At 74.1% G+C, this 17,522-nt stretch carries 19 protein-coding genes and 1 other RNA gene; 3 read left to right on the forward strand and 17 right to left on the reverse strand.

The window, feature by feature from the left end; genetic code table 11:
• The first annotated feature begins 83 nt into the window (after nt 1-83).
• The 3 genes from ACI79L_RS21305 (at nt 84) to ACI79L_RS21315 (ending at nt 2,464) form a co-directional block, all read left to right on the forward strand.
• Nucleotides 84-974 (forward strand): SMP-30/gluconolactonase/LRE family protein, encoded by an 891-nt coding sequence (locus ACI79L_RS21305; RefSeq protein WP_456938705.1) that lies wholly within the window; start codon nt 84-86, stop codon nt 972-974.
• Between the two features lie 62 nt (nt 975-1,036).
• Nucleotides 1,037-2,047, forward strand: a complete 1,011-nt coding sequence (locus ACI79L_RS21310) for an LLM class flavin-dependent oxidoreductase (RefSeq protein ID WP_456938706.1) — start codon at nt 1,037-1,039, stop codon at nt 2,045-2,047.
• A 6-nt stretch (nt 2,048-2,053) separates the two neighbouring features.
• Nucleotides 2,054-2,464, forward strand: coding sequence for a TIGR03668 family PPOX class F420-dependent oxidoreductase (locus ACI79L_RS21315; protein WP_456938707.1), 411 nt, complete (start codon nt 2,054-2,056; stop codon nt 2,462-2,464).
• Between the two features lie 91 nt (nt 2,465-2,555).
• Here ACI79L_RS21315 and ssrA read toward each other — a convergent pair.
• The 17 genes from ssrA to ACI79L_RS21400 form a co-directional block, all read right to left on the reverse strand.
• Nucleotides 2,556-2,929, reverse strand: a transfer-messenger RNA (tmRNA) gene (gene ssrA, locus ACI79L_RS21320).
• A 153-nt stretch (nt 2,930-3,082) separates the two neighbouring features.
• Nucleotides 3,083-4,225 (reverse strand): magnesium and cobalt transport protein CorA, encoded by a 1,143-nt coding sequence (locus ACI79L_RS21325; protein WP_456938708.1) that lies wholly within the window; start codon nt 4,223-4,225, stop codon nt 3,083-3,085.
• A gap of 253 nt (nt 4,226-4,478) precedes the next feature.
• Nucleotides 4,479-6,083: an SLC13 family permease gene (locus ACI79L_RS21330; RefSeq protein ID WP_456938709.1), complete on the reverse strand. Its 1,605-nt coding sequence runs from the start codon at nt 6,081-6,083 to the stop codon at nt 4,479-4,481.
• A gap of 48 nt (nt 6,084-6,131) precedes the next feature.
• Complete coding sequence (locus ACI79L_RS21335) at nt 6,132-6,665, reverse strand: carboxymuconolactone decarboxylase family protein (RefSeq protein ID WP_456938710.1); 534 nt, start codon at nt 6,663-6,665, stop codon at nt 6,132-6,134.
• Nucleotides 6,662-7,540 carry an SCO6745 family protein gene (locus tag ACI79L_RS21340; RefSeq protein WP_456938711.1) on the reverse strand — a complete coding sequence of 293 codons (879 nt, stop codon included), beginning with the start codon at nt 7,538-7,540 and terminating at the stop codon, nt 6,662-6,664. Before ACI79L_RS21340 ends, ACI79L_RS21335 begins: the two co-directional genes overlap by 4 nt.
• Before the next feature lie 10 nt (nt 7,541-7,550).
• A complete protein-coding gene (locus ACI79L_RS21345; RefSeq protein ID WP_456938712.1) occupies nt 7,551-7,994 on the reverse strand; it encodes a GNAT family N-acetyltransferase in 444 nt (147 codons plus the stop codon).
• Complete coding sequence (locus ACI79L_RS21350; RefSeq protein ID WP_456938713.1) at nt 7,991-9,007, reverse strand: GNAT family N-acetyltransferase; 1,017 nt, start codon at nt 9,005-9,007, stop codon at nt 7,991-7,993. Before ACI79L_RS21350 ends, ACI79L_RS21345 begins: the two co-directional genes overlap by 4 nt.
• A gap of 45 nt (nt 9,008-9,052) precedes the next feature.
• Nucleotides 9,053-9,424: a VOC family protein gene (locus ACI79L_RS21355; RefSeq protein WP_456938714.1), complete on the reverse strand. Its 372-nt coding sequence runs from the start codon at nt 9,422-9,424 to the stop codon at nt 9,053-9,055.
• Entirely contained in the window at nt 9,421-10,317 is an 897-nt protein-coding gene (locus tag ACI79L_RS21360; protein WP_456938715.1) for an amidohydrolase family protein, read from the reverse strand. Before ACI79L_RS21360 ends, ACI79L_RS21355 begins: the two co-directional genes overlap by 4 nt.
• A gap of 34 nt (nt 10,318-10,351) precedes the next feature.
• Nucleotides 10,352-11,509 carry a serine hydrolase domain-containing protein gene (locus ACI79L_RS21365; RefSeq protein WP_456938716.1) on the reverse strand — a complete coding sequence of 386 codons (1,158 nt, stop codon included), beginning with the start codon at nt 11,507-11,509 and terminating at the stop codon, nt 10,352-10,354.
• A 74-nt stretch (nt 11,510-11,583) separates the two neighbouring features.
• A complete protein-coding gene (locus ACI79L_RS21370) occupies nt 11,584-12,507 on the reverse strand; it encodes an NADP-dependent oxidoreductase (RefSeq protein WP_456938717.1) in 924 nt (307 codons plus the stop codon).
• A gap of 10 nt (nt 12,508-12,517) precedes the next feature.
• Nucleotides 12,518-12,994, reverse strand: a complete 477-nt coding sequence (gene smpB / locus ACI79L_RS21375) for an SsrA-binding protein SmpB (protein WP_456938718.1) — start codon at nt 12,992-12,994, stop codon at nt 12,518-12,520.
• A 9-nt stretch (nt 12,995-13,003) separates the two neighbouring features.
• Nucleotides 13,004-14,023, reverse strand: coding sequence for a hypothetical protein (locus tag ACI79L_RS21380; RefSeq protein WP_456938719.1), 1,020 nt, complete (start codon nt 14,021-14,023; stop codon nt 13,004-13,006).
• A gap of 108 nt (nt 14,024-14,131) precedes the next feature.
• Entirely contained in the window at nt 14,132-15,016 is an 885-nt protein-coding gene (ftsX, locus tag ACI79L_RS21385; RefSeq protein WP_456938720.1) for a permease-like cell division protein FtsX, read from the reverse strand.
• 43 nt (nt 15,017-15,059) lie between these two features.
• Complete coding sequence (ftsE, locus tag ACI79L_RS21390; RefSeq protein WP_456938721.1) at nt 15,060-15,749, reverse strand: cell division ATP-binding protein FtsE; 690 nt, start codon at nt 15,747-15,749, stop codon at nt 15,060-15,062.
• Nucleotides 15,750-15,887: 138 nt separating this feature from the next.
• Nucleotides 15,888-17,000 carry a peptide chain release factor 2 gene (prfB, locus tag ACI79L_RS21395; protein WP_456938722.1) on the reverse strand — a complete coding sequence of 371 codons (1,113 nt, stop codon included), beginning with the start codon at nt 16,998-17,000 and terminating at the stop codon, nt 15,888-15,890.
• A gap of 48 nt (nt 17,001-17,048) precedes the next feature.
• The gene (locus ACI79L_RS21400) at nt 17,049-17,468 is read right to left on the reverse strand and encodes a hypothetical protein (protein ID WP_456938723.1); all 420 of its coding nucleotides are present in this window, start codon (nt 17,466-17,468) and stop codon (nt 17,049-17,051) included.
• Nucleotides 17,469-17,522: the final 54 nt, after the last annotated feature.

Raw genomic sequence — 17,522 nt, forward strand, 5'->3', positions numbered from 1 at the left:
GCGGATGCCGACGTCGCGCTCCGCGCCCGGAGGGGCGGGACCGGGGCTATGCTCCCGGCCCACCGACGGCGGCGAGGTGAGCCATGCGGGAGATCAACACCGTCCTGGAGGGCCTGTCCTACCTCGAGTGCCCGCGCTGGCACGAGGGTCGGATCTGGGTGTCGGACTTCTACACCCACCAGGTGCTCTCGGCCCGTGAGGACGGCAGCGACCTCCGGGTCGAGGCGGAGGTGCCGGGCCAGCCGTCCGGACTGGGATGGCTGCCCGACGGCCGGCTGCTGGTCGTCTCCCAGCACGACGCCCGGCTGCTGCGCCGCGAGCCCGACGGATCGCTGGTGACCCACGCGGACCTGTCCGCGCACGTCACCGGCGAGCCCAACGACATGGTCGTCGACGAGCAGGGCCGCGCGTTCGTCGGCAACTTCGGCTTCGACCTGATGGCCGGCGCACCGGTCGAGCCGGCCGTCCTGCTGCGCGTCGACCCCGATGGGGCGGTGACCCAGGTGGCCGACGACGTGTGGTTCCCCAACGGCAGCGTGATCACCGACGACGGCGTCCTGCTGGTGGACGAGACGTTCGGCAACCGGGTCACCGCGTTCGACGTCGGCGCCGACGGCTCGTTGGGGAACCGGCGGGTGTGGGCGTCGTTCGGTGAGCTGCCGACCGATCGCGCCCTGCAGGCGGCACTCGGGCAGCTGGCTGTCGCGCCGGACGGTTGCGGCCTGGACGCCGAGGGAGCGCTGTGGGTCGCCGACGCGCTCGCCGGGCGGGTGCTGCGCATCCGGGAAGGCGGCGAGATCCTGGAGGAACTGCCCGTCGGCACCGGCGTGTTCGCCTGCATGCTCGGCGGGGACGACGGCCGCACGCTGTTCCTCTGCACCGCGCCGGACTTCGACCGCACCGCGCGGAGTGCCGCGCGCGAGGCGCAGCTGCGCTCCTGCCGGGTCGAGGTGCCGCACGCCGGCCGCCCGTAGTCGGAGCACCCGTTCCAGACCTCGGAAGTCCGCGACACCGTCGTCAGCACAGGGGGAAGAGCATGGACGTCTCGGTCGCCTTTCCGACCGCGTTGGACTCACACGAGAACATCGCCCTCGCGGAGGAGCTCGGCTACGCGCGGGCGTGGCTGTACGACACCCCGCAGAACAGTCCCGACGTGTGGATGTGCCTGGCGCTCGCCGCGGAGCGCACCACCCGCATCGGCCTCGGGCCCGGCGTCCTGGTCCCCTCGCTGCGGCATCCCATGGTGAACGCCGCAGCCACGGCGATGCTCGCGGCGCTGGCGCCCGGCCGGGTCGAGGTCGCCTTCGGGACCGGGTTCTCGGGGCGTCGGGCCATGGGCTACGGGGCCGTCACGTGGTCGTTCATGGCGGAGTACATCCGGGCCTACCAGGGGCTGCTGCGCGGGGAGGTCGTCGAGTGGGAGGGCGCCCGGATGCAGATGCTCCACCCGGCCGGTCACGCGCCGGCGCGACCGATCGACGTGCCCGTCCTGATCAGCGCCCTGGGCCCGAAGGGCGCCGGGGTCGCCCGGGAGCTGGCCGACGGCCTGTACGCCACACTGCAGCTCCCCGACTTCGCGCGGGAGTTCTCGAGGGTCTCGTACCTGGCCTGGGGCACCGTCCTCGACGAGGGCGAGGACCCGACCTCCGAACGGGTCCGCCTCGCGGGCGGTCCCGGCACCGCGCTCGCGTGGCACGGCGCGTACGAGTTCGGCGGACAGGCGGCCGTGGCCGGGCTGGCAGGCGGGGAAGCCTGGAACGAGGTGGTGGACCGGACCCCGGAGGAGCTCCGGCACATCGCCGTGCACACGGGTCACTGCGTCGAGCTCAACGAGGCCGACCAGGCGGCGTGGGACGCGGGGGGCTCCTCGTTGCTCGGGTCGACCACGCTCAGCGGGACGCGGGAGGAGGTCCGCGGCAAGCTCGGCGAGCTCGCCGAGCGCGGCGTCACCGAGATCGTCTTCCAGCCGTGCGGACCGGACGTCCGCCGTGAGCTCGAGACGTTCTTCGAGGTCGCCAGCCGCGCCACGACCGCCGTCGGTACCTGACGACCGGTGGGGACGGCGGAGCTCCGCGAGCGTTTCGCCTCCGCCGCTGTCGCCCGCCTGGCGACGGTCCGCCCGGACGGTGCTCCTCACCTCGTCCCGGTCGTGTTCGCGACGTCCGGCGACACCGTCTGGCTGGCCGTCGACGCCAAACCCAAGCGGACGACGCGGCTGCAGCGGCTGACCAACCTGCGCCACGAGCCGCGCTGCGCCCTGCTGGTCGACCACTACGAGGAGGAGTGGAGCCGGCTGTGGTGGGTGCGCGCCGACGGTGTCGGCGTCGTCGTCGACGATCCGGGCACCGGCCACCCGGGCCTGGCCGCACTCGTGGAGCGGCATCCCCGGTACCGTGCCCAGCCACCGGCCGGCCCGCTGGTCGTCGTCAGCGTCGAACGCTGGAGCGGGTGGTCGAGTACGTGAGAAGCGACGAGGCCGAGGGCCACCGCTGTCGCGGTGGCCCTCGGCCTCGTCGTCGACCGGAGTCCCGGCTGCTCGCCAGGGCCTCGGGGGTGGGTGGAGGTGGCGGGAATCGAACCCGCGTCCTTCGACGCAGAACCAGGGCTTCTCCGAGCGCAGTCCGCTGCGTCTCTGCTCGGCCCCACCGATCCCACGGACGGGTCGGTGTGACGGGCCCAGTCACTGTTCGGTGTCCCGTGCGCGCCCGTGACCGGCGCACACGGTGAGTCATCTAGCTGATGCCAGGATCCGGGCCGATGACGAACCCGGGCTGACAGACTCGCCTAGCTGCTGTCAGGCAGCGAGAGCGAAGTCAGTGCGCTTATCAGCGGCACTTGTGAGTCGCAACGCATGGTTAACGAGGTCATCGTTGCCTTCCTCGGCTCGCTTCCCCTGGTCGAACGACCGAAGTCGAGACCATTCACCCCCTGTGTAGTTGTGCACCCATCGTAACCGCGCCGGCCACCGGGTTGTTCCCTCGGCGTCCTGGCGCGTTGACCATCGGGTGCCTGCCGCTCGACACGCCGGGCGACGGCGTGTCGTCGTGCAGGCAGCCGATGATCGACAGGCCGGCCCGGGCCGCTAGATCCAGTCGCGGCGCTTGAAGACGGCGTACAGCGTCAGGCTCACGCCCAGCATCAGCACCAGCGCGAACGGGTAGCCCAGGTGCCACGACAGCTCGGGCATGTCGTCGAAGTTCATCCCGTAGACCGTGCCCACCAGCGTCGGCGCGAACAGGATGGCCGCCCACGCGGAGATCTTCTTGACCTCCTCGCCCTGCGCGATCGAGGCCTCGGTGAGCTCGCGGATCTCGTCGTTCTGCCGCTGCGCCACCAGGGTCGCGTTCACGGTGAGGATGTCGCGCAGCTGCAGCCGGAACGCCTCGATGCGCTCGTTGACCTGGGTGACGTGGTCGGCGACGTCGCGCAGGTAGCTGCGCAGCTCCTCGTCGACGCCGTACTTGTCGAACCCGGCGGTGATGGCGGCGAGGATCCCGGTCAGCGGCTGCGCGGCGCGCTGGAACTCCAGGACCTCCTGCGACAGCTCGTAGATGCGCCGCGAGACGCCGGGGTCCCCGCGGAAGACCTCGGTCTCGATCTCGTCGATGTCGTTGGCCAGGCCCGCGACCACCGGCGAGTACCCGTCGACGACGGCGTCGAGGATCGCGTACAGCACCGCCTCGCTGCCCTTGGCCAGCAGCGCCGGCTCGCTCTCCAGCCGCCGCCGCACGCGGGCCAGGTCCGGCGACTCGGCGTGCCGGACGGTGATCGCGAACTGCCGGCCGAGGAACAGGTGCAGCTCGCCGAACTCGACCTCCTCGGCCGCGTCCAGGTACCGCGCGGCCTTGAGGACGACGAACAGCGTGTCGCCGTAGCGCTCGAACTTGGGCCGCTGGTGGGCCTGGATGGCGTCCTCGACGGCGAGCTCGGGCAGGTCGTACTGCTCGGCCAGCTCCCCCAGCTCGGCGGGCACGGGCCGGTAGAGGCCCAGCCACACCAGCCGGTCGTCGAAGCCCTCGGTCAGCCAGTCGTGGCTCTCCTCCGCCGACGGCGGGGTGGCGATGCGCCGGCCGCTCGCGTAGACGGCGTTGTCGACCAGGCGCGACTGGCGCTCGGGCTGCGGCGGCGCCGGCGGCGGGGTCGGCACCGGCCGGAGCACCTGCGGCCGCGGACGGCGGCCGAGGGTGGACAGGGCGGTGAGGGGCGCGAGGCGACGGTCGGCCATGACGGGCTCCCGGGGGACGCTGGGTGGCGGGACTCAGCGGAGGCCCTCCACGCGAGCGCTGCCCCGGCGCGCGCGGCGCGACCGGGACCTAGGCGGGGAGGGCCTCGGGACTGGGACTGGGGGGCTCGCTGCGCACGGCTCGCCCTCCTCCCCGTCGACCGGCACCCGCCAGCACGCGGGCCGTCGTCCATCGTGACACGTCCCCGCGTGCCCGGGCTCGCCGGAGAGGGAGACTTCCCTCTCCGTTCACCCGTCAGACGTTGAGGACGAGGTCCACCATCACCGGCAGCAGGACCACGATCAGCAGTGCGCCCAGCACGTCGAAGGAGATCCCCGAGCGGATCATCTTGGTGATCGGCACGACGCCGGAGCCGTAGACGATGGCGTTCTGCGGCGTCGACACCGGCAGCATGAACCCGAAGGACGCCGCGAAGGTCGCCGCCAGGGCGGGCACGAACGGGTTGATGCCGGCGGCCACCGCCACCGGGATGATGATCGGCACGACGACCGCGGCCGAGGCGGTGTTCGACGTCGTCTCGCTGATGACGATCGCCAGGATCACCGCGAAGACCGTGATCGCGAACGTGCTGGTCAGGCCGAGCCAGTCGGCGGAGCTGTTGCCGATCGTCTCGGCCAGGCCGGTGTCGGCGAGCAGCGAGCCGAAGATGATCCCGGTGCCGAACAGCAGGATCGTGCCCCAGTCGATCTTCGCGGCGTCGGACCAGTTGAGGGTGAACTCCCGCCGCTTCCAGTCGGTGGGGAGCAGGAACAGCAGCGACGCCCCGAGGACGGCGATGACGCCCTCGTCCATCCGGTCGCTGATCGTCGTGTAGAGGTCGGAGTCCGTGCCGGCGGTCAGCGCGATGACGCCGGGGAAGATCCAGCACGCGACGGTGATGCCGAAGGCGGTCAGCGTGTTCTTCTCCGCCCGCGAGACGGGGCCGAGCTGCGCCCGCTCCTGCCGCACGTACTCGTGCACGCCCTCGATCCGCTTGATCTCGGGGCGGTTGAGCAGCAGCAGGACCGCGGCCAGCGCGACGAACATGAGCGCGCAGATCGGCAGCGCCATGAGCATCCAGTCGAGGAACCCGATCCGCTCCCCCGTCGCCTCCTCGATCAGCCCGCGGCCGATCAGGTTCGGCGGCGTGCCGACCGGGGTGATCAGCCCGCCGACGCTCGCGCCGTAGGCCAGCATGAGCATCAGCGCGACGCCGACCCGCAGCCGCAGCGGGTCGAAGTCCGGCCGGACCAGCCCCTTGTCCTGCATGAGCTTGGCGATCACCGAGAGGATGCCGATCGCCGTGGGCAGCAGCATCGCCACGGTGGCGGTGTTGGAGACGAACGCCGACAGCAGCGCGGTGATCAGCCCGAACGCGATGATCACCCGCGCCGTGGAGGCGCCGACCCACTGCATCGACAGGATCGCCATCGCGAACCGCCGGGCGACGCCGTGCTTGAGCATCGCGGCGGCCAGGATGAACGCGCCGATGAAGGTGAACACCGTCGTCGAGCCGAGCGGCGCCACCGCGTCGTCGGCCGGCACCACCCCGAGGACGACGATCGCGCCCACGCCGATGAGGCCGCCCACCGGGATGGGCACCGGCTCGGTGATCCACAGGACGATGACGCCGAGCAGGACCGCGGCGAGCAGGTGCTGGTCCCGGGGCAGGTCCAGCGGCAGGAACGCGAAGACGATCGTCACGACCGGGGCGAGGAACAGCCCGACGGTCCGGCGGCCCTTCTCGAAGCGCTCCTCGGCGGGGCTCAGTTCCTGCTCGCCGAGGCTGCGGTAGGTGGCGTGGCCGCGGAAGGCGGCGTCGACGTCGGTGCGCTGCGGAGGACGGTCGGTCGTGGTCATGACAGCTCCCGAGGATGTGACCTAGGGCACACCATAGGGAGAACCGGGTCAGCCCGGAACCTCCCCGTCCGGCGGCGGCACCTGCAGCGCGACGAGGAACCGGGCGACCATCGCGTAGCCGGCCACCAGGGCGGTGAGCTCGACGACCCCGCGGTCGTCGAGGTGGGCGCGCACCGCGGCGAACACCGGGTCGGGGACGGTGACGGCGCGGGCCGAGGCGTCGGTGAACGCCAGCACGGCGGCCTGCGCCGGCGTCCACACCGGCTCGGCGGTGGCGTCCTCGGCGCGCAGCACGCGCAGGTGCAGGTCGGTCAGCCCGGCGCGGCGGGCGATCGGCTCGTGCGCGGCCCACTCGAACGTCGCGCCGGCGAGGACGGCGACCCGCAGGACCACCAGCTCCCGCAGGTCGGCGGGGAGCGTGGTGCCGCCGCGCAGCGCGCCGAGCAGCGCGTTCCAGCCCTCGGCCACCGGCGGGCTGTGCAGCAGCAGCCGGTCGAGGGTGGACAGGACGCCGCCGCGCCGGGCGCGCAGCAGGTCCGCGGTCGGCCCCTCGCCGGGCGCCTCGGGCAGCCTCGGGGTCACCGGCCGGCGAAGACGCCGGAGGGGTAGGCGCCGTTGGCGACGAGCGTGGCCGACATCCGCTTGCCCAGCTCGACCACCCGCGCCGTCCGCTCCGGGCCCAGGTGCGCCCACGGCGTGGTCCCCAGGGCGTCGGTCTCGGCCTCGAGGTCGGCGCGCAGCCGCTGCCCGGCCTCGGTGAGCCGGTCGCCGTCGAGCAGGCCGCGGTCGGCCAGCCGCGCGGCGGCGGCGGCCCAGTCCTCGTCGCTCCAGCCGCGGGTGGCCTTCGCCGACGCGGGCAGGAACCCGCGGCCGGTGGCGGTGTGGGTGACCAGCGCCTCCAGGCCCGACAGGCCGTGGCGGAGCAGGACGGCGACGTGCCCGTCGCCGCGCCACTCGCGCAGCAGCGACGCGGCGTGCCAGAGCCGGGTGACCGGGTCCTCCGGCCAGGGCAGGTCGGCGTGGCCGGCGTACAGCGGGCGCCCCTCGGCGGGGAGCACCGAGCAGGCGTCGGCGAGCAGGTCGCCGAGCTCGGTGACCTCCGGGGCGGCCGCGGCCTCCTCGCCGCCGAGCAGCCGGGTCAGCGAGGCGCGGGCGGAGGCGAACCGGGCCTCCACCACCTGCGCGGGCGAGGCCAGCGTCCAGGCCCGCGGGATGTGGCGGGCCACGATCGCCGGGGAGAAGTTGGAGAAGGTCGCCGTCACCACGCCCGGGCCGACGGCGCCCATCGGGGCCGCCCGGCCGGCGAAGTAGACCATCCGCCCGGGCCGCAGGCCGATCGCCGTCAGGTGCTGTTCGGTCTCCGGCACGAAGTACACGTGGTTGTGCAGCGGCTCGACGGCGCGGTGCGCGCGGCCGACGAGGGCGGGGTCCAGGACGGGCTGATCGGCGGTGACCATGCCGGCGACCCTAGCGAGCGGTCCGGGCCGCCCGGCGGTAGAGCAGGTACTCGCCGTCCTCCCCCGCCGGCGCGAAACCCGCGGCCTCGTACAGGGCGCGGGCGGGGTTGTCCCGGTGCACGCCGAGCCGGACCTCGGCGTGCCCGGCGGCCGCGGCGTCGGCGGCGCACGCCTCGAGCAGCCGCCGTCCGTGGCCGCGCCGGCGGAACGGCGGCAGCACCTGCACGGTCACCACCAGCGCGGCCCCGTCGTCGGGGGTCCACATGACGAACCCGGCGGGCTCCCCGTCCACCTCGAGCACGGTGGTGCGGGCCAGGTCGGCCCGCCACAGCGCCCGGTTGCGGTCCAGCGCGGCGGTCCAGGCCGCCTCCTGCGCCGGCTCGACGTCCCGGACGTACGCCCGCTCGGCCGCCTCGACCAGCGGCAGGTCCGCCTCCCGCGCCGGGCGCGTCACCCGGCGACCGGCGGGACCGGGAACGCCCAGGCGTGGTGGGTGCGGGCGACCCGGAAGCCGACCCGCTCATAGAGGGCGAACGCGCCGGTGGTGTTCTCGGTGTCGACGTCGAGGCGGGCCGCGCGGCAGCCGTCGGCCGCGGCGCGGTCGAGCGCCGCGGCGATGGCCGTGCCCGCCACGCCGCGCCCGCGGGCGCCGGGCAGCACGCCGATCTGGCCGAGGTGGACGGTGGGGATGCCGGTGGCGCGGGTGTCGGCCTCGTAGACGTAGGCGAGGACGTACCCGGCGACGGCGCCGTCGCCGTCCAGCGCGAGCACCGAGAGGTCGGGCCGGAACGCCTTCACGCCGGTGAACCAGGTGCGCCAGGCGGTCTCGTCGCGCTCGGTGGAGCCGTGGTGCTCGGTGAACGCGGCGTTGTGCGCGCGGCGCACCTCGTCGTCGCGGTCCCAGGTGAAGGGCGCCAGCTCGATCCCGGCGGGCACGTCGACGGCGGGCAGCCCGTCGAGCGGGCGCTCCATGGTGGCGAACAGCCGCTCGACCGCGAAGCCCCGGCGCTCCAGCAGCCGCTCCAGCGAGGTCATCGCGGGCCAGGCGCCGGCGACGAGCCGGCCGGGCAGCCCGGGCGGGGCGAACGCCGCGTGCTGCGCGGTGCCGCGGCGCACCTGCCAGTCGACCAGCGCCCGGCCGATGCCGCGCCCGCGCCAGTCCGGGTGCACCCGGCCCTCGGTCCAGACGCGCAGCGCCTCGCGGCCGCCGCGCTGGGAGATCGACGTCGCCCAGGCCACCAGCCGCCCGTCCCCGGTGACCACGGCCCGGCCGTCGGAGGGCAGGTCGACCAGCTCGCGGCCCCACCACTCGGCCAGGTCGCCGGCGTCCTCGTGCTCGCCGGTGTCGTCGACGGCCTCGGCGGCCGCGAGCAGGTCGGCCGCGGCGGGGGCGTCGTCGAGGCTGAGCGGGCGGGCGGTCAGCCCGCCGGGCAGGCCGGTCACGTCGGCGGGGAGCACGTCGGTCACGGGCGGTCAGGCTAGGCGGGCTCCCCCGCCGCGGGCGACCGGGTTTCAGACCCGCACGAACAGGCAGAACGGGTGGCCGGCGGGGTCGGCGTAGACGCGCACCCGCTCGTGCGGGTCGTCGTAGCCGCCGATCCGGCGGGCGCCGGCCTCCTCGGCGAGCGCGCAGGCCGCGTCGAGGTCGTCGACCTCCAGGTCGAGGTGGACCTGCATCTGCTGGGTGCCCGGCTCCGGCGGCCACACCGGCGGCACGTGGTCGCGCTCGAGCTGGAAGGACAGGCCGGTGCTCCCGTCGTCGGGGCGCAACGTGGCCCACTCGGCCTCGTCGTCGCGGACCGGCCAGCCGAGCAGCCGCTGGTAGAAGCGGGCCAGCCCGCGCGGGTCCGGCGTGCCGAGGACGGGGGCGGTCAGCCGGATCACCGGGCACCGATCCCGAACAGCCGGGCGCCGTTGTCGTGCAGCACCGCGCGCAGCCAGTCGTCGCCGAGGTCGAGGCGGGCCAGCGCGGCCAGCTGCTCGGCGTAGGGATACGGGATGGACGGGAAGTCGCTGCCGAGCAGCACCTTGTCCCGCAGCGCGGCCAGCCGCGGCAGGTCGGCGCGGTCGAAGGGCATGAGCCGCTCGGTGAAGGCGGTGGCGAACATCGTGGTGTCCAGGTGCACCCGCTCGTACCGCTCGGCGAGGTCGAGGAAGTCCCGGTACTCGGGCATGCCCAGGTGCGCGATGACCAGCTGCAGCCGCGGGTGGCGCTCGAGCAGGCCGGCCGCGGGCCCGGGGCCGGTGTGCTCGCCGCGCAGCGGGCCGGAGCCGCAGTGGATGACCACCGGCGTCCCGGTCTCCTCCAGCCGCGTCCACACCGCGTCCAGCAGCGGGTCCCGCGGGTCGAAGGCGCCCACCTGCACGTGCACCTTGAACACCCGCACCCCGCGGTCGAGCGCCTCGGCGACGTAGTGCGGCGCCTCCGGCTCGGGGAAGAACGTGGCCGAGCGCAGCACCTGCGGGTGGGCGTCGGCGAACTCCGACGACCAGTCGTTGAGCCAGGTGGCCATCCCCGGCTTGTGCGGGTACGGCAGCGTCGGGAACGCCCGCACGCCGAGCCGCTCCAGGACCGCGAGCCGCTCGACCTTGCGCAGCCGGTAGTGCACCGGCCAGCCGGTGCCGTAGTGCGTGTCCGCCGCCTCGAAGTACGCCCACACCTTGGCCTGCACCCGTGGCGGCAGGAAGTGCACGTGCACGTCCACCAGGCCGGGCAGGCCGAGCTCGCGCCAGAACCGCGGGACGTCGTCGTCGTCGACCGGTGGATCGCAGCTCACCCGAGCGAACGTAGCGCCGGCCAGGGAACCGGGCTCACCGGTGTCCGGCGACGGCCGCGCAGGTCGCCAGCTGGTAGACCTCCCGGAGCTGCTCGAACAGCTCCGGCGCGGTGTCCGGGGTGAGCTGCCCGGTGACCGAGACGGTGACCGTCCGGGCGCCGTCGGCGGTGGCGGCGGCGAACTGGGTGTAGCCGGCGGTGTTGCCGGTGTGGCCGTAGACGGTGCCGCAGCGGGTGTCGTACCGGAACAGCCCGAGCCCGGCGGAGTTGCGGCCCGGGCCGGGCGGCTCCGACGACCCCGGCCGGAAGGTGAACTGCTCGACCCGGGTGGCCGGGTCGGTGAGGTCGCCGCGGACGTGGGCGCCGACGAAGCGGGCGAGGTCGGCGGGGGTGGACACGACGCCACCGGAGGCCCACGACCAGCCGGCGGCGATCGCGGTGCTCACGTCCTCGGGCGGCTGCTCGGAGACGTCGTAGCCGTGCAGGTACGGGCTCGGGAGGTCCGACCCGACGGGGAGGCCCGTGGCGGTCAGGCCGGCGGGCCGGAGCACCAGCGCGGCCAGCACGTCGGCGTAGGGGCGGCCGGTGGCCGCCTCGACCACCAGGCCGGCGAGGACGTTGTCGGAGTTGGAGTACCGGTACTCCGTGCCGGGGGCGAACAGCAGGGGCTCGTCCTCGACGTACGAGAGGAGCTCCCGGGGCGGCGGCGGGTCCTGCAGCGACGCCAGCAGCGCGTCGACGAAGGCCTCGCTCCGGCTGAAGTCCGGGATGCCGCTGGTGTGCCCCAGCAGCTGGCGCAGGGTGACCGCCTGCCAGGCCTGCGGCAGGTCCGGCCGCCAGGTGCCGACGGGCTCGTCCAGGGAGAGGACGCCCCGGGACACCAGGGCCAGCACCGTGGCGGCGTCGTACGCCTTGGCCACGCTGGCGACCCGCATGGCGTCCCCGGCCGCGGGCGGGCGCCCGGTGGCGAGGTCGGCCACGCCGGCGGCGAGGACGTCGAGGTCCCCGTCGCGGCCCAGCGTCACGACCGCCCCGGGCGGGCCGCCGGGCTGCTGCACGAGGTCGGTGAGCGTGGCCTGCAGCTCCCCGGCGTCCGGCGCCGTGCCGGCGGCCGCCGTCGCCGGGACGCCGGCCAGCGCCACCGCCGTGACCAGCGGGACCAGCAGGGACAGGAGATGCCTGGTCCGGGGCATGCGCGCAGGCTTCCCCGCGTCCGTGCTCCCCGGAAGGCCGCTGCCCGGGGAGCCGGCCGCCACGCCGGGTGCGCTCAGCGGAGCGTGACCACGACCTTGCCCCGCACGTGCCCGCCGGCCACCAGGTCGTGGGCCTCCGCGGTGCGCTCGAGCGGGAACGCCCTGGCGATGGAGACCCGCAGCTGGCCGGCGTCGGCCATCCGGCCGAGTTCCTCGAGGTCGTGCCGCTCGGGCCGGACGAACACGTACCGCCCGCCCATCTCGTTGACCGCCGGGTCGACCACGCCGGCGATCCGGGCGACGTCGCGCACCTGCTTCGGGGCGTCGGTGAGCGCGTCACCGCCGTTGAGGTCGAGCACGGCGTCGACCGGCTCGGACAGCTGCGCGCTGATCGGCCCGGCCGAGTAGTCGAGCACCGCGGCGGCGCCGGCGTCGCGGAGGAAGCCGTGGTTGCGCGGGCCGGCGGTGCCGATGACGTGCGCGCCGAGCGCGACGGCGATCTGGACGGCGAAGAAGCCGACCCCGCCCGCCGCGCGGTGCACCAGGACGCGGTCCCCCTCGCCGACGTCGAGCGCCTCGGTGAGCGCCTGGTAGGCGGTCAGCCCGGCGAGCGGGAGCGCCCCGGCCTCGGCGAACGACAGCGACTCCGGCTTGCGCGCCACGCAGCGCTGCGGCGCGGGCACCAGCTCGGCGGCGGTCCCCCACTGCACGTCGTCGCGGCGCAGGTAGCCGAACACCTCGTCGCCGGGGGCGAGGTCGTGGACCGCGGGCCCGACCGCCTCGACGGTCCCGGCCAGGTCCCAGCCCGGCACGATCGGGAAGTGGTGCGGGAAGGCCCCGGCCAGGTGCCCCTCGCGGATGCCGACGTCGACCGGGTTGACCCCCGCGGCGTGCGTGCGGACGAGCACGGTGTCCGGGCCGACCGGCGGCTCGGGCAGGTCGTCGCGCAGGGTCAGGACGTCGGAGCCCCCGAACCGGTCGTAGGCGATCCCCCTCAACGCATGCCCCTCAACGGCGTCCCTTCACGTAGCGGCCGAACGCCTTCTGGATCTCCCGGCGCGAGTCGCGCTCGGCCAGGTCCTGGCGCTTGTCGTAGGCCTTCTTGCCCTTGGCCAGCGCGAGGGTGGCCTTGACCTTCCCGTCCTTGAAGTACAGGTCCAGCGGCACGAGCGTCAGGCCGCCCTCGCGGGTCTTGCCGATCAGCTTGTCGATCTCCGCGCGGTGCATGAGCACCTTGCGCTTGCGGCGCGGGGCGTGGTTGGTCCAGGTCCCCTGCGTGTACTCGGGGATGTGCACGTGCTGGAGCCACACCTCGCCGTCGTCGACGGTGGCGAAGCCGTCGACCAGCGACGCCCGGCCGGCGCGGAGGCTCTTCACCTCGGTGCCGGTGAGCACCAGGCCGACCTCGTAGGTGTCGAGGATCGAGTAGTCGTGCCGCGCCTTCTTGTTCTGGGCGATGAGCTTGCGCCCCTGTTCCCGCGGCATGTCCCCAGGTTACTGCCGGTGCCCGGCCAGGGTGATCTCGCGGCGGAGCTGCGCGTACGTGGGCGCCTGCACCGGCAGGAACGCCACCTCCCGCACCCGCCGGGCGGTGTCGCTGGCGGCCAGGTAGCCCGGCCCGCCGCTGACGGCCGACTCCAGCCGCACCGCCTCGGCGGCGGCGTCGAGGGCGGCCAGCCGCAGCCGGGCGAGGTCGCCGGGGCCCACGCCCACCCGGTCGCCGGCGAGGTCCTCCAGCCGCCGGGCGGCGTCGTCGCGGCGCTCGGACAGCGCGTCGGCGTCGGCCCGCAGGACGCCGGGGACGTGCTCGGCCGCCGCGGCCAGCGCGGCGTCGGCGACGCCGAGGGCGAGCGCGGTCTGCAGCAGCAGCATCGCCGGCCGGCACACCGCCATGAAGGAGGCGAGGTCGTCGGTGAGCACCCGTCCCGGCCCGACGGCGACGCCGGCGAGGTGCAGCCCGCCGGTGCCGGTGCCGTTGAGGCCCAGCAGGTCGTAGTGCCCGGTCGGCGTCACGCCGGGGTCGGTCAGCCGGAACAGCACGACGACGCGGCCCTCGTCCGGGGTGCGCGCCGGGGCGACGACGACGGCGTCGTCGAAGAGGTTGGACGCCCAGCCGACGGTGCCCGACAGCCGCCAGCCGGCGCCGTCGCGGGTGGCGGTGACCGGCAGCGTGCCGGTGCCGGCGAGGTCGGCGACCGCCGGGGCGAGCGCGGTGGCCCCCGGGACGGTGCCCGCCCGCAGCCCCGCGACCAGGTCGGGCTGCGGCTCCGGCGGCGGGCAGGAGCGCAGGTACTCGAGCACCATCCGCTGCGACCAGGCGGCGAACGCGGTGGCCAGCGACACCGACGCGAGCTCGCGGACCATCCGCACCGAGGCCAGCAGCGCCTCGGTCGGGTCGTCGTCGTCCCGCTCGAACGCGCCGATCGCGCCCAGCCGCCGCAGCGCGGGCCGCACGTCGGCCCGTCCGGCGTCGACATCCGCGGCCCGCCCCAGCGCCTCGCCCGTCGTCGTCATGGCCCGTCCCTACCCGCCACCGGCCCGCGACGCGCGAGATGCCGCCATCTCGTACGCCCCGGGGTCCGCGGGCGGGCGAGACGGCGGCATCTCGACGGAGGGTGGGCGCTACAGCCGGACGTACAGGCGCAGCGTCACGTAGGCGGCGATCGCGGCGAGGCCGACGCCGGCGGCGGCGATGATCGGGCTGATCGTGGCGATCGCGCCCCAGTCGACCGGCGGGATGATCCCGGCCTTGATCGGGCCGGCCAGCGTCTTGTCGACGAACAGCACCTTGGTCAGCACCAGGCCGCCGACGGCGAGCAGCGCGCCGATGAGCCCGGCCAGCGCCGCCTCGAGGATGAACGGCAGCTGGGTGTACCAGCGGGAGGCGCCGACCAGCCGCATGATGTTGGTCTCGTTGCGGCGGTTGAACGCGGCCAGCTGGATCGTGTTGGAGATCAGCAGCAGCGCCGCCAGCGCCTGGACCACCGCCACGGCGATCGTGGCGTTGCGGGCGCCGTTGAGCAGGCTGAACAGGCGGTCGAGGAAGTCGCCCTCGTCGCGCACCTGGTCGACGCCGTTCTGCCCGTTCGGGAACTCCGCGGCGATGACCTCGTAGCGCTCGGGGTTGACCAGCTCCACCCGGAAGCTCTCCGGCAGCGCGTCCGGCGGGGTGTTCTCGACCAGCTCGGGCTGCTGGGAGAACTGCTGCCGGAAGCGCTCGTAGGCCTCCTCCTTGGACTCGTAGATGAAGCTCTGCACCTCCGACGAGCCCGACAGCTGCTGCTCGATCGCGCTGCGCTGCTCGTCGGTGACGCCGTCGGCCAGGAAGATGGAGACCTGCACCTTGTCGTAGTAGATCTCCTTCATGTCGGAGATCATCCCGGCGATGAGCAGGCCGGTGCCCATGAGACCGAGCGAGATGGCCGTGGTCAGGATCATCGCGACCGTCATGGTCAGGTTGCGACGCAGCCCGGTGGCCACCTCGGAGAGGACGAAGTTGACGCGCATGGGTTCCCTGTCGTGAGGTGCAGGTCGTAGAGGGGGACGACCGTCAGCGGCCGACGCCGTAGACGCCGCGCGACTGGTCGCGGGTGATCTGGCCCCCGTTGAGCTCGATGACGCGACGGCGCATGGAGTCGACGATGTGGTAGTCGTGCGTCGCCATGATCACGGTGGTGCCGGTGCGGTTGATCCGCTCCAGCAGCAGCATGATCCCCTCGCTGGTCTCCGGGTCGAGGTTGCCGGTGGGCTCGTCGGCGAGCAGCACCAGCGGCCGGTTGACGAACGCGCGGGCGATCGCGACCCGCTGCTGCTCACCACCGGAGAGCTCGTGCGGCAGCCGGTTGGCCTTGCCGTCGAGGCCGACCATCTCCAGCACCTCGGGCACGACCCGCTTGATCGTGCGGTGCGGCTTGTTGATCACCTCGAGGGCGAAGGCCACGTTCTCGGCCACGGTGCGGTTGCGCAGGAGCCGGAAGTCCTGGAAGACGCAGCCCATGGTGCGGCGGAGCTTGGGCACCTGCCACTTGCTCATGCCGTTGAGGGTCTTGCCGTTGACGGTGACCGTGCCGCGGGTGGGGTCGTCCTCCTTGAGCAGCAGCCGGAGGAACGTCGACTTGCCGGAGCCGGACGAGCCGATGAGGAAGACGAACTCGCCCTTGTCGATCTCCGTCGACACGTCATCGAGGGCCGGCCGGGAGCTGGCCGGGTAGAGCTTGGTGACGTGTTGCAATTCGATCACGAGGCGCCACGGTACCTGCCCGGCGACCCACCATGGTCGGTTCGCGCGGAGACGCACCGGGAGCAGTTTCCCTGATCCGCTGCCCTACCCAGCGGGATCGCCCGGCGAACCGCTCCGCGGTGTGACCGACCTGACGCCTCAGCCGGCGGCGACGGTCTCCTGCTGGCGGCGCCAGCGGATGCCGGCCTCGATGAACGAGTCGATGTCGCCGTCGAGCACCGCCGAGGTGTTGCCGGTCTCCTGCTCGGTGCGCAGGTCCTTGACCATCTGGTACGGGTGCAGCACGTAGGAGCGCATCTGGTTGCCCCAGCTGGAGCCCTCGCCCTTGAGCGCGTCCATGGCGGCGCGCTGCTCCTCCTGCCGCCTGGCCAGCAGTCGCGCCTGGAGCACGCGCATGGCCGCCGCCCGGTTCTGGATCTGCGACTTCTCGTTCTGGCAGGACACCACGATGCCGGTGGGCAGGTGGGTGATCCGGACGGCGGAGTCGGTGGTGTTCACGCTCTGCCCGCCGGGGCCCGAGGACCGGAAGACGTCGATGCGGATCTCGTTCTCCGGGATGTCGACGTGGTCGGTCTGCTCGACGACCGGCAGCACCTCGACGCCGGCGAACGACGTCTGCCGGCGGCCCTGGTTGTCGAACGGCGAGATCCGCACCAGCCGGTGGGTGCCCTGCTCGACCGAGAGCGTGCCGTAGGCGTAGGGCTGCTTGACCGCGAAGGTGGCCGACTTGATCCCGGCCTCCTCGGCGTAGGAGGTGTCGTAGACCTCGACCGGGTAGCGGTGCCGCTCCGCCCAGCGCAGGTACATCCGCATGAGCATCTCGGCGAAGTCCGCGGCGTCGACGCCGCCGGCCTCCGAGCGGATGGTCACCAGCGCCTCGCGGGCGTCGTACTCGCCGTTGAGCAGCGTGCGGACCTCGAGCTCGTCGATCTCCTTGCGCAGCGCGGCCAGCTCGCGCTCGGCCTCGGCCGCGGTGGCCTCGTCGGACTCCTCCTCGGCCATCTCGTGCAGCACGCCGACGTCGTCGAGCCGGCGGCGCAGCTCCTCGACCCGGCGCAGGTCGCCCTGCAGGTAGGACAGCCGGGAGGTCAGCGCCTGGGCCGCCTCGACGTCGTTCCAGAGGTCCGGCGCGGCGGCCTGCTCCTCGAGCTCGGCCACCTCGCGGCGGAGCCGGTCGACGTCGAGGACGGACTCGATGCTCGAGAGGGTCGTGTCGAGTTCGTCGAGGACGACGGAGAAGTCAGCGGCCACGTCGATCCAGGGTAGTGCGCCGCCCGCGCGGTGGCGCCGGGCGCGCGGTCAGCCGATCCGCTCGGCCATCCACCGGGGGACGGCGTCCGGCGGCCGGGGGTGGTCGCGCAGCTCGGCGACCAGCGCCTCCCGCGGCAGCGGCGGGCCGTCGGGCTCGGCCTCGGCGTTGAAGATCGGCAGCAGCCGGCTCGTGGCCCGGTCGAGGGTCATGTCGGTCTGCAGCCAGGTGCCGCGCTCCGGCGTCCACATGACCCGCTTGAGCTCCTCGACGGCGGTCCGGACGGCGGCGGTCGCCGGCACCGGCACCGGCTCCCCGTCGGCGGACCCGGCGGTGAGCAGGTCGCGCCGGACGTCGCCGACCACCGTGGCGCGGTAGCGGACGCGGGCCGCGTCGGCCGGCACGGCGGCGAGCAGGGCGGCGCCGAGGTCGCGGAGGACGGCGGTGGTGTCGCGGGCGGGCGGGGTCACGCCCGCCATCCTCGCAGCGGCCGCCCGGGTGACCGGTCCGGCACCGGGTACCTC

It is taken from the genome of Geodermatophilus sp. SYSU D00684, from assembly GCF_054050455.1.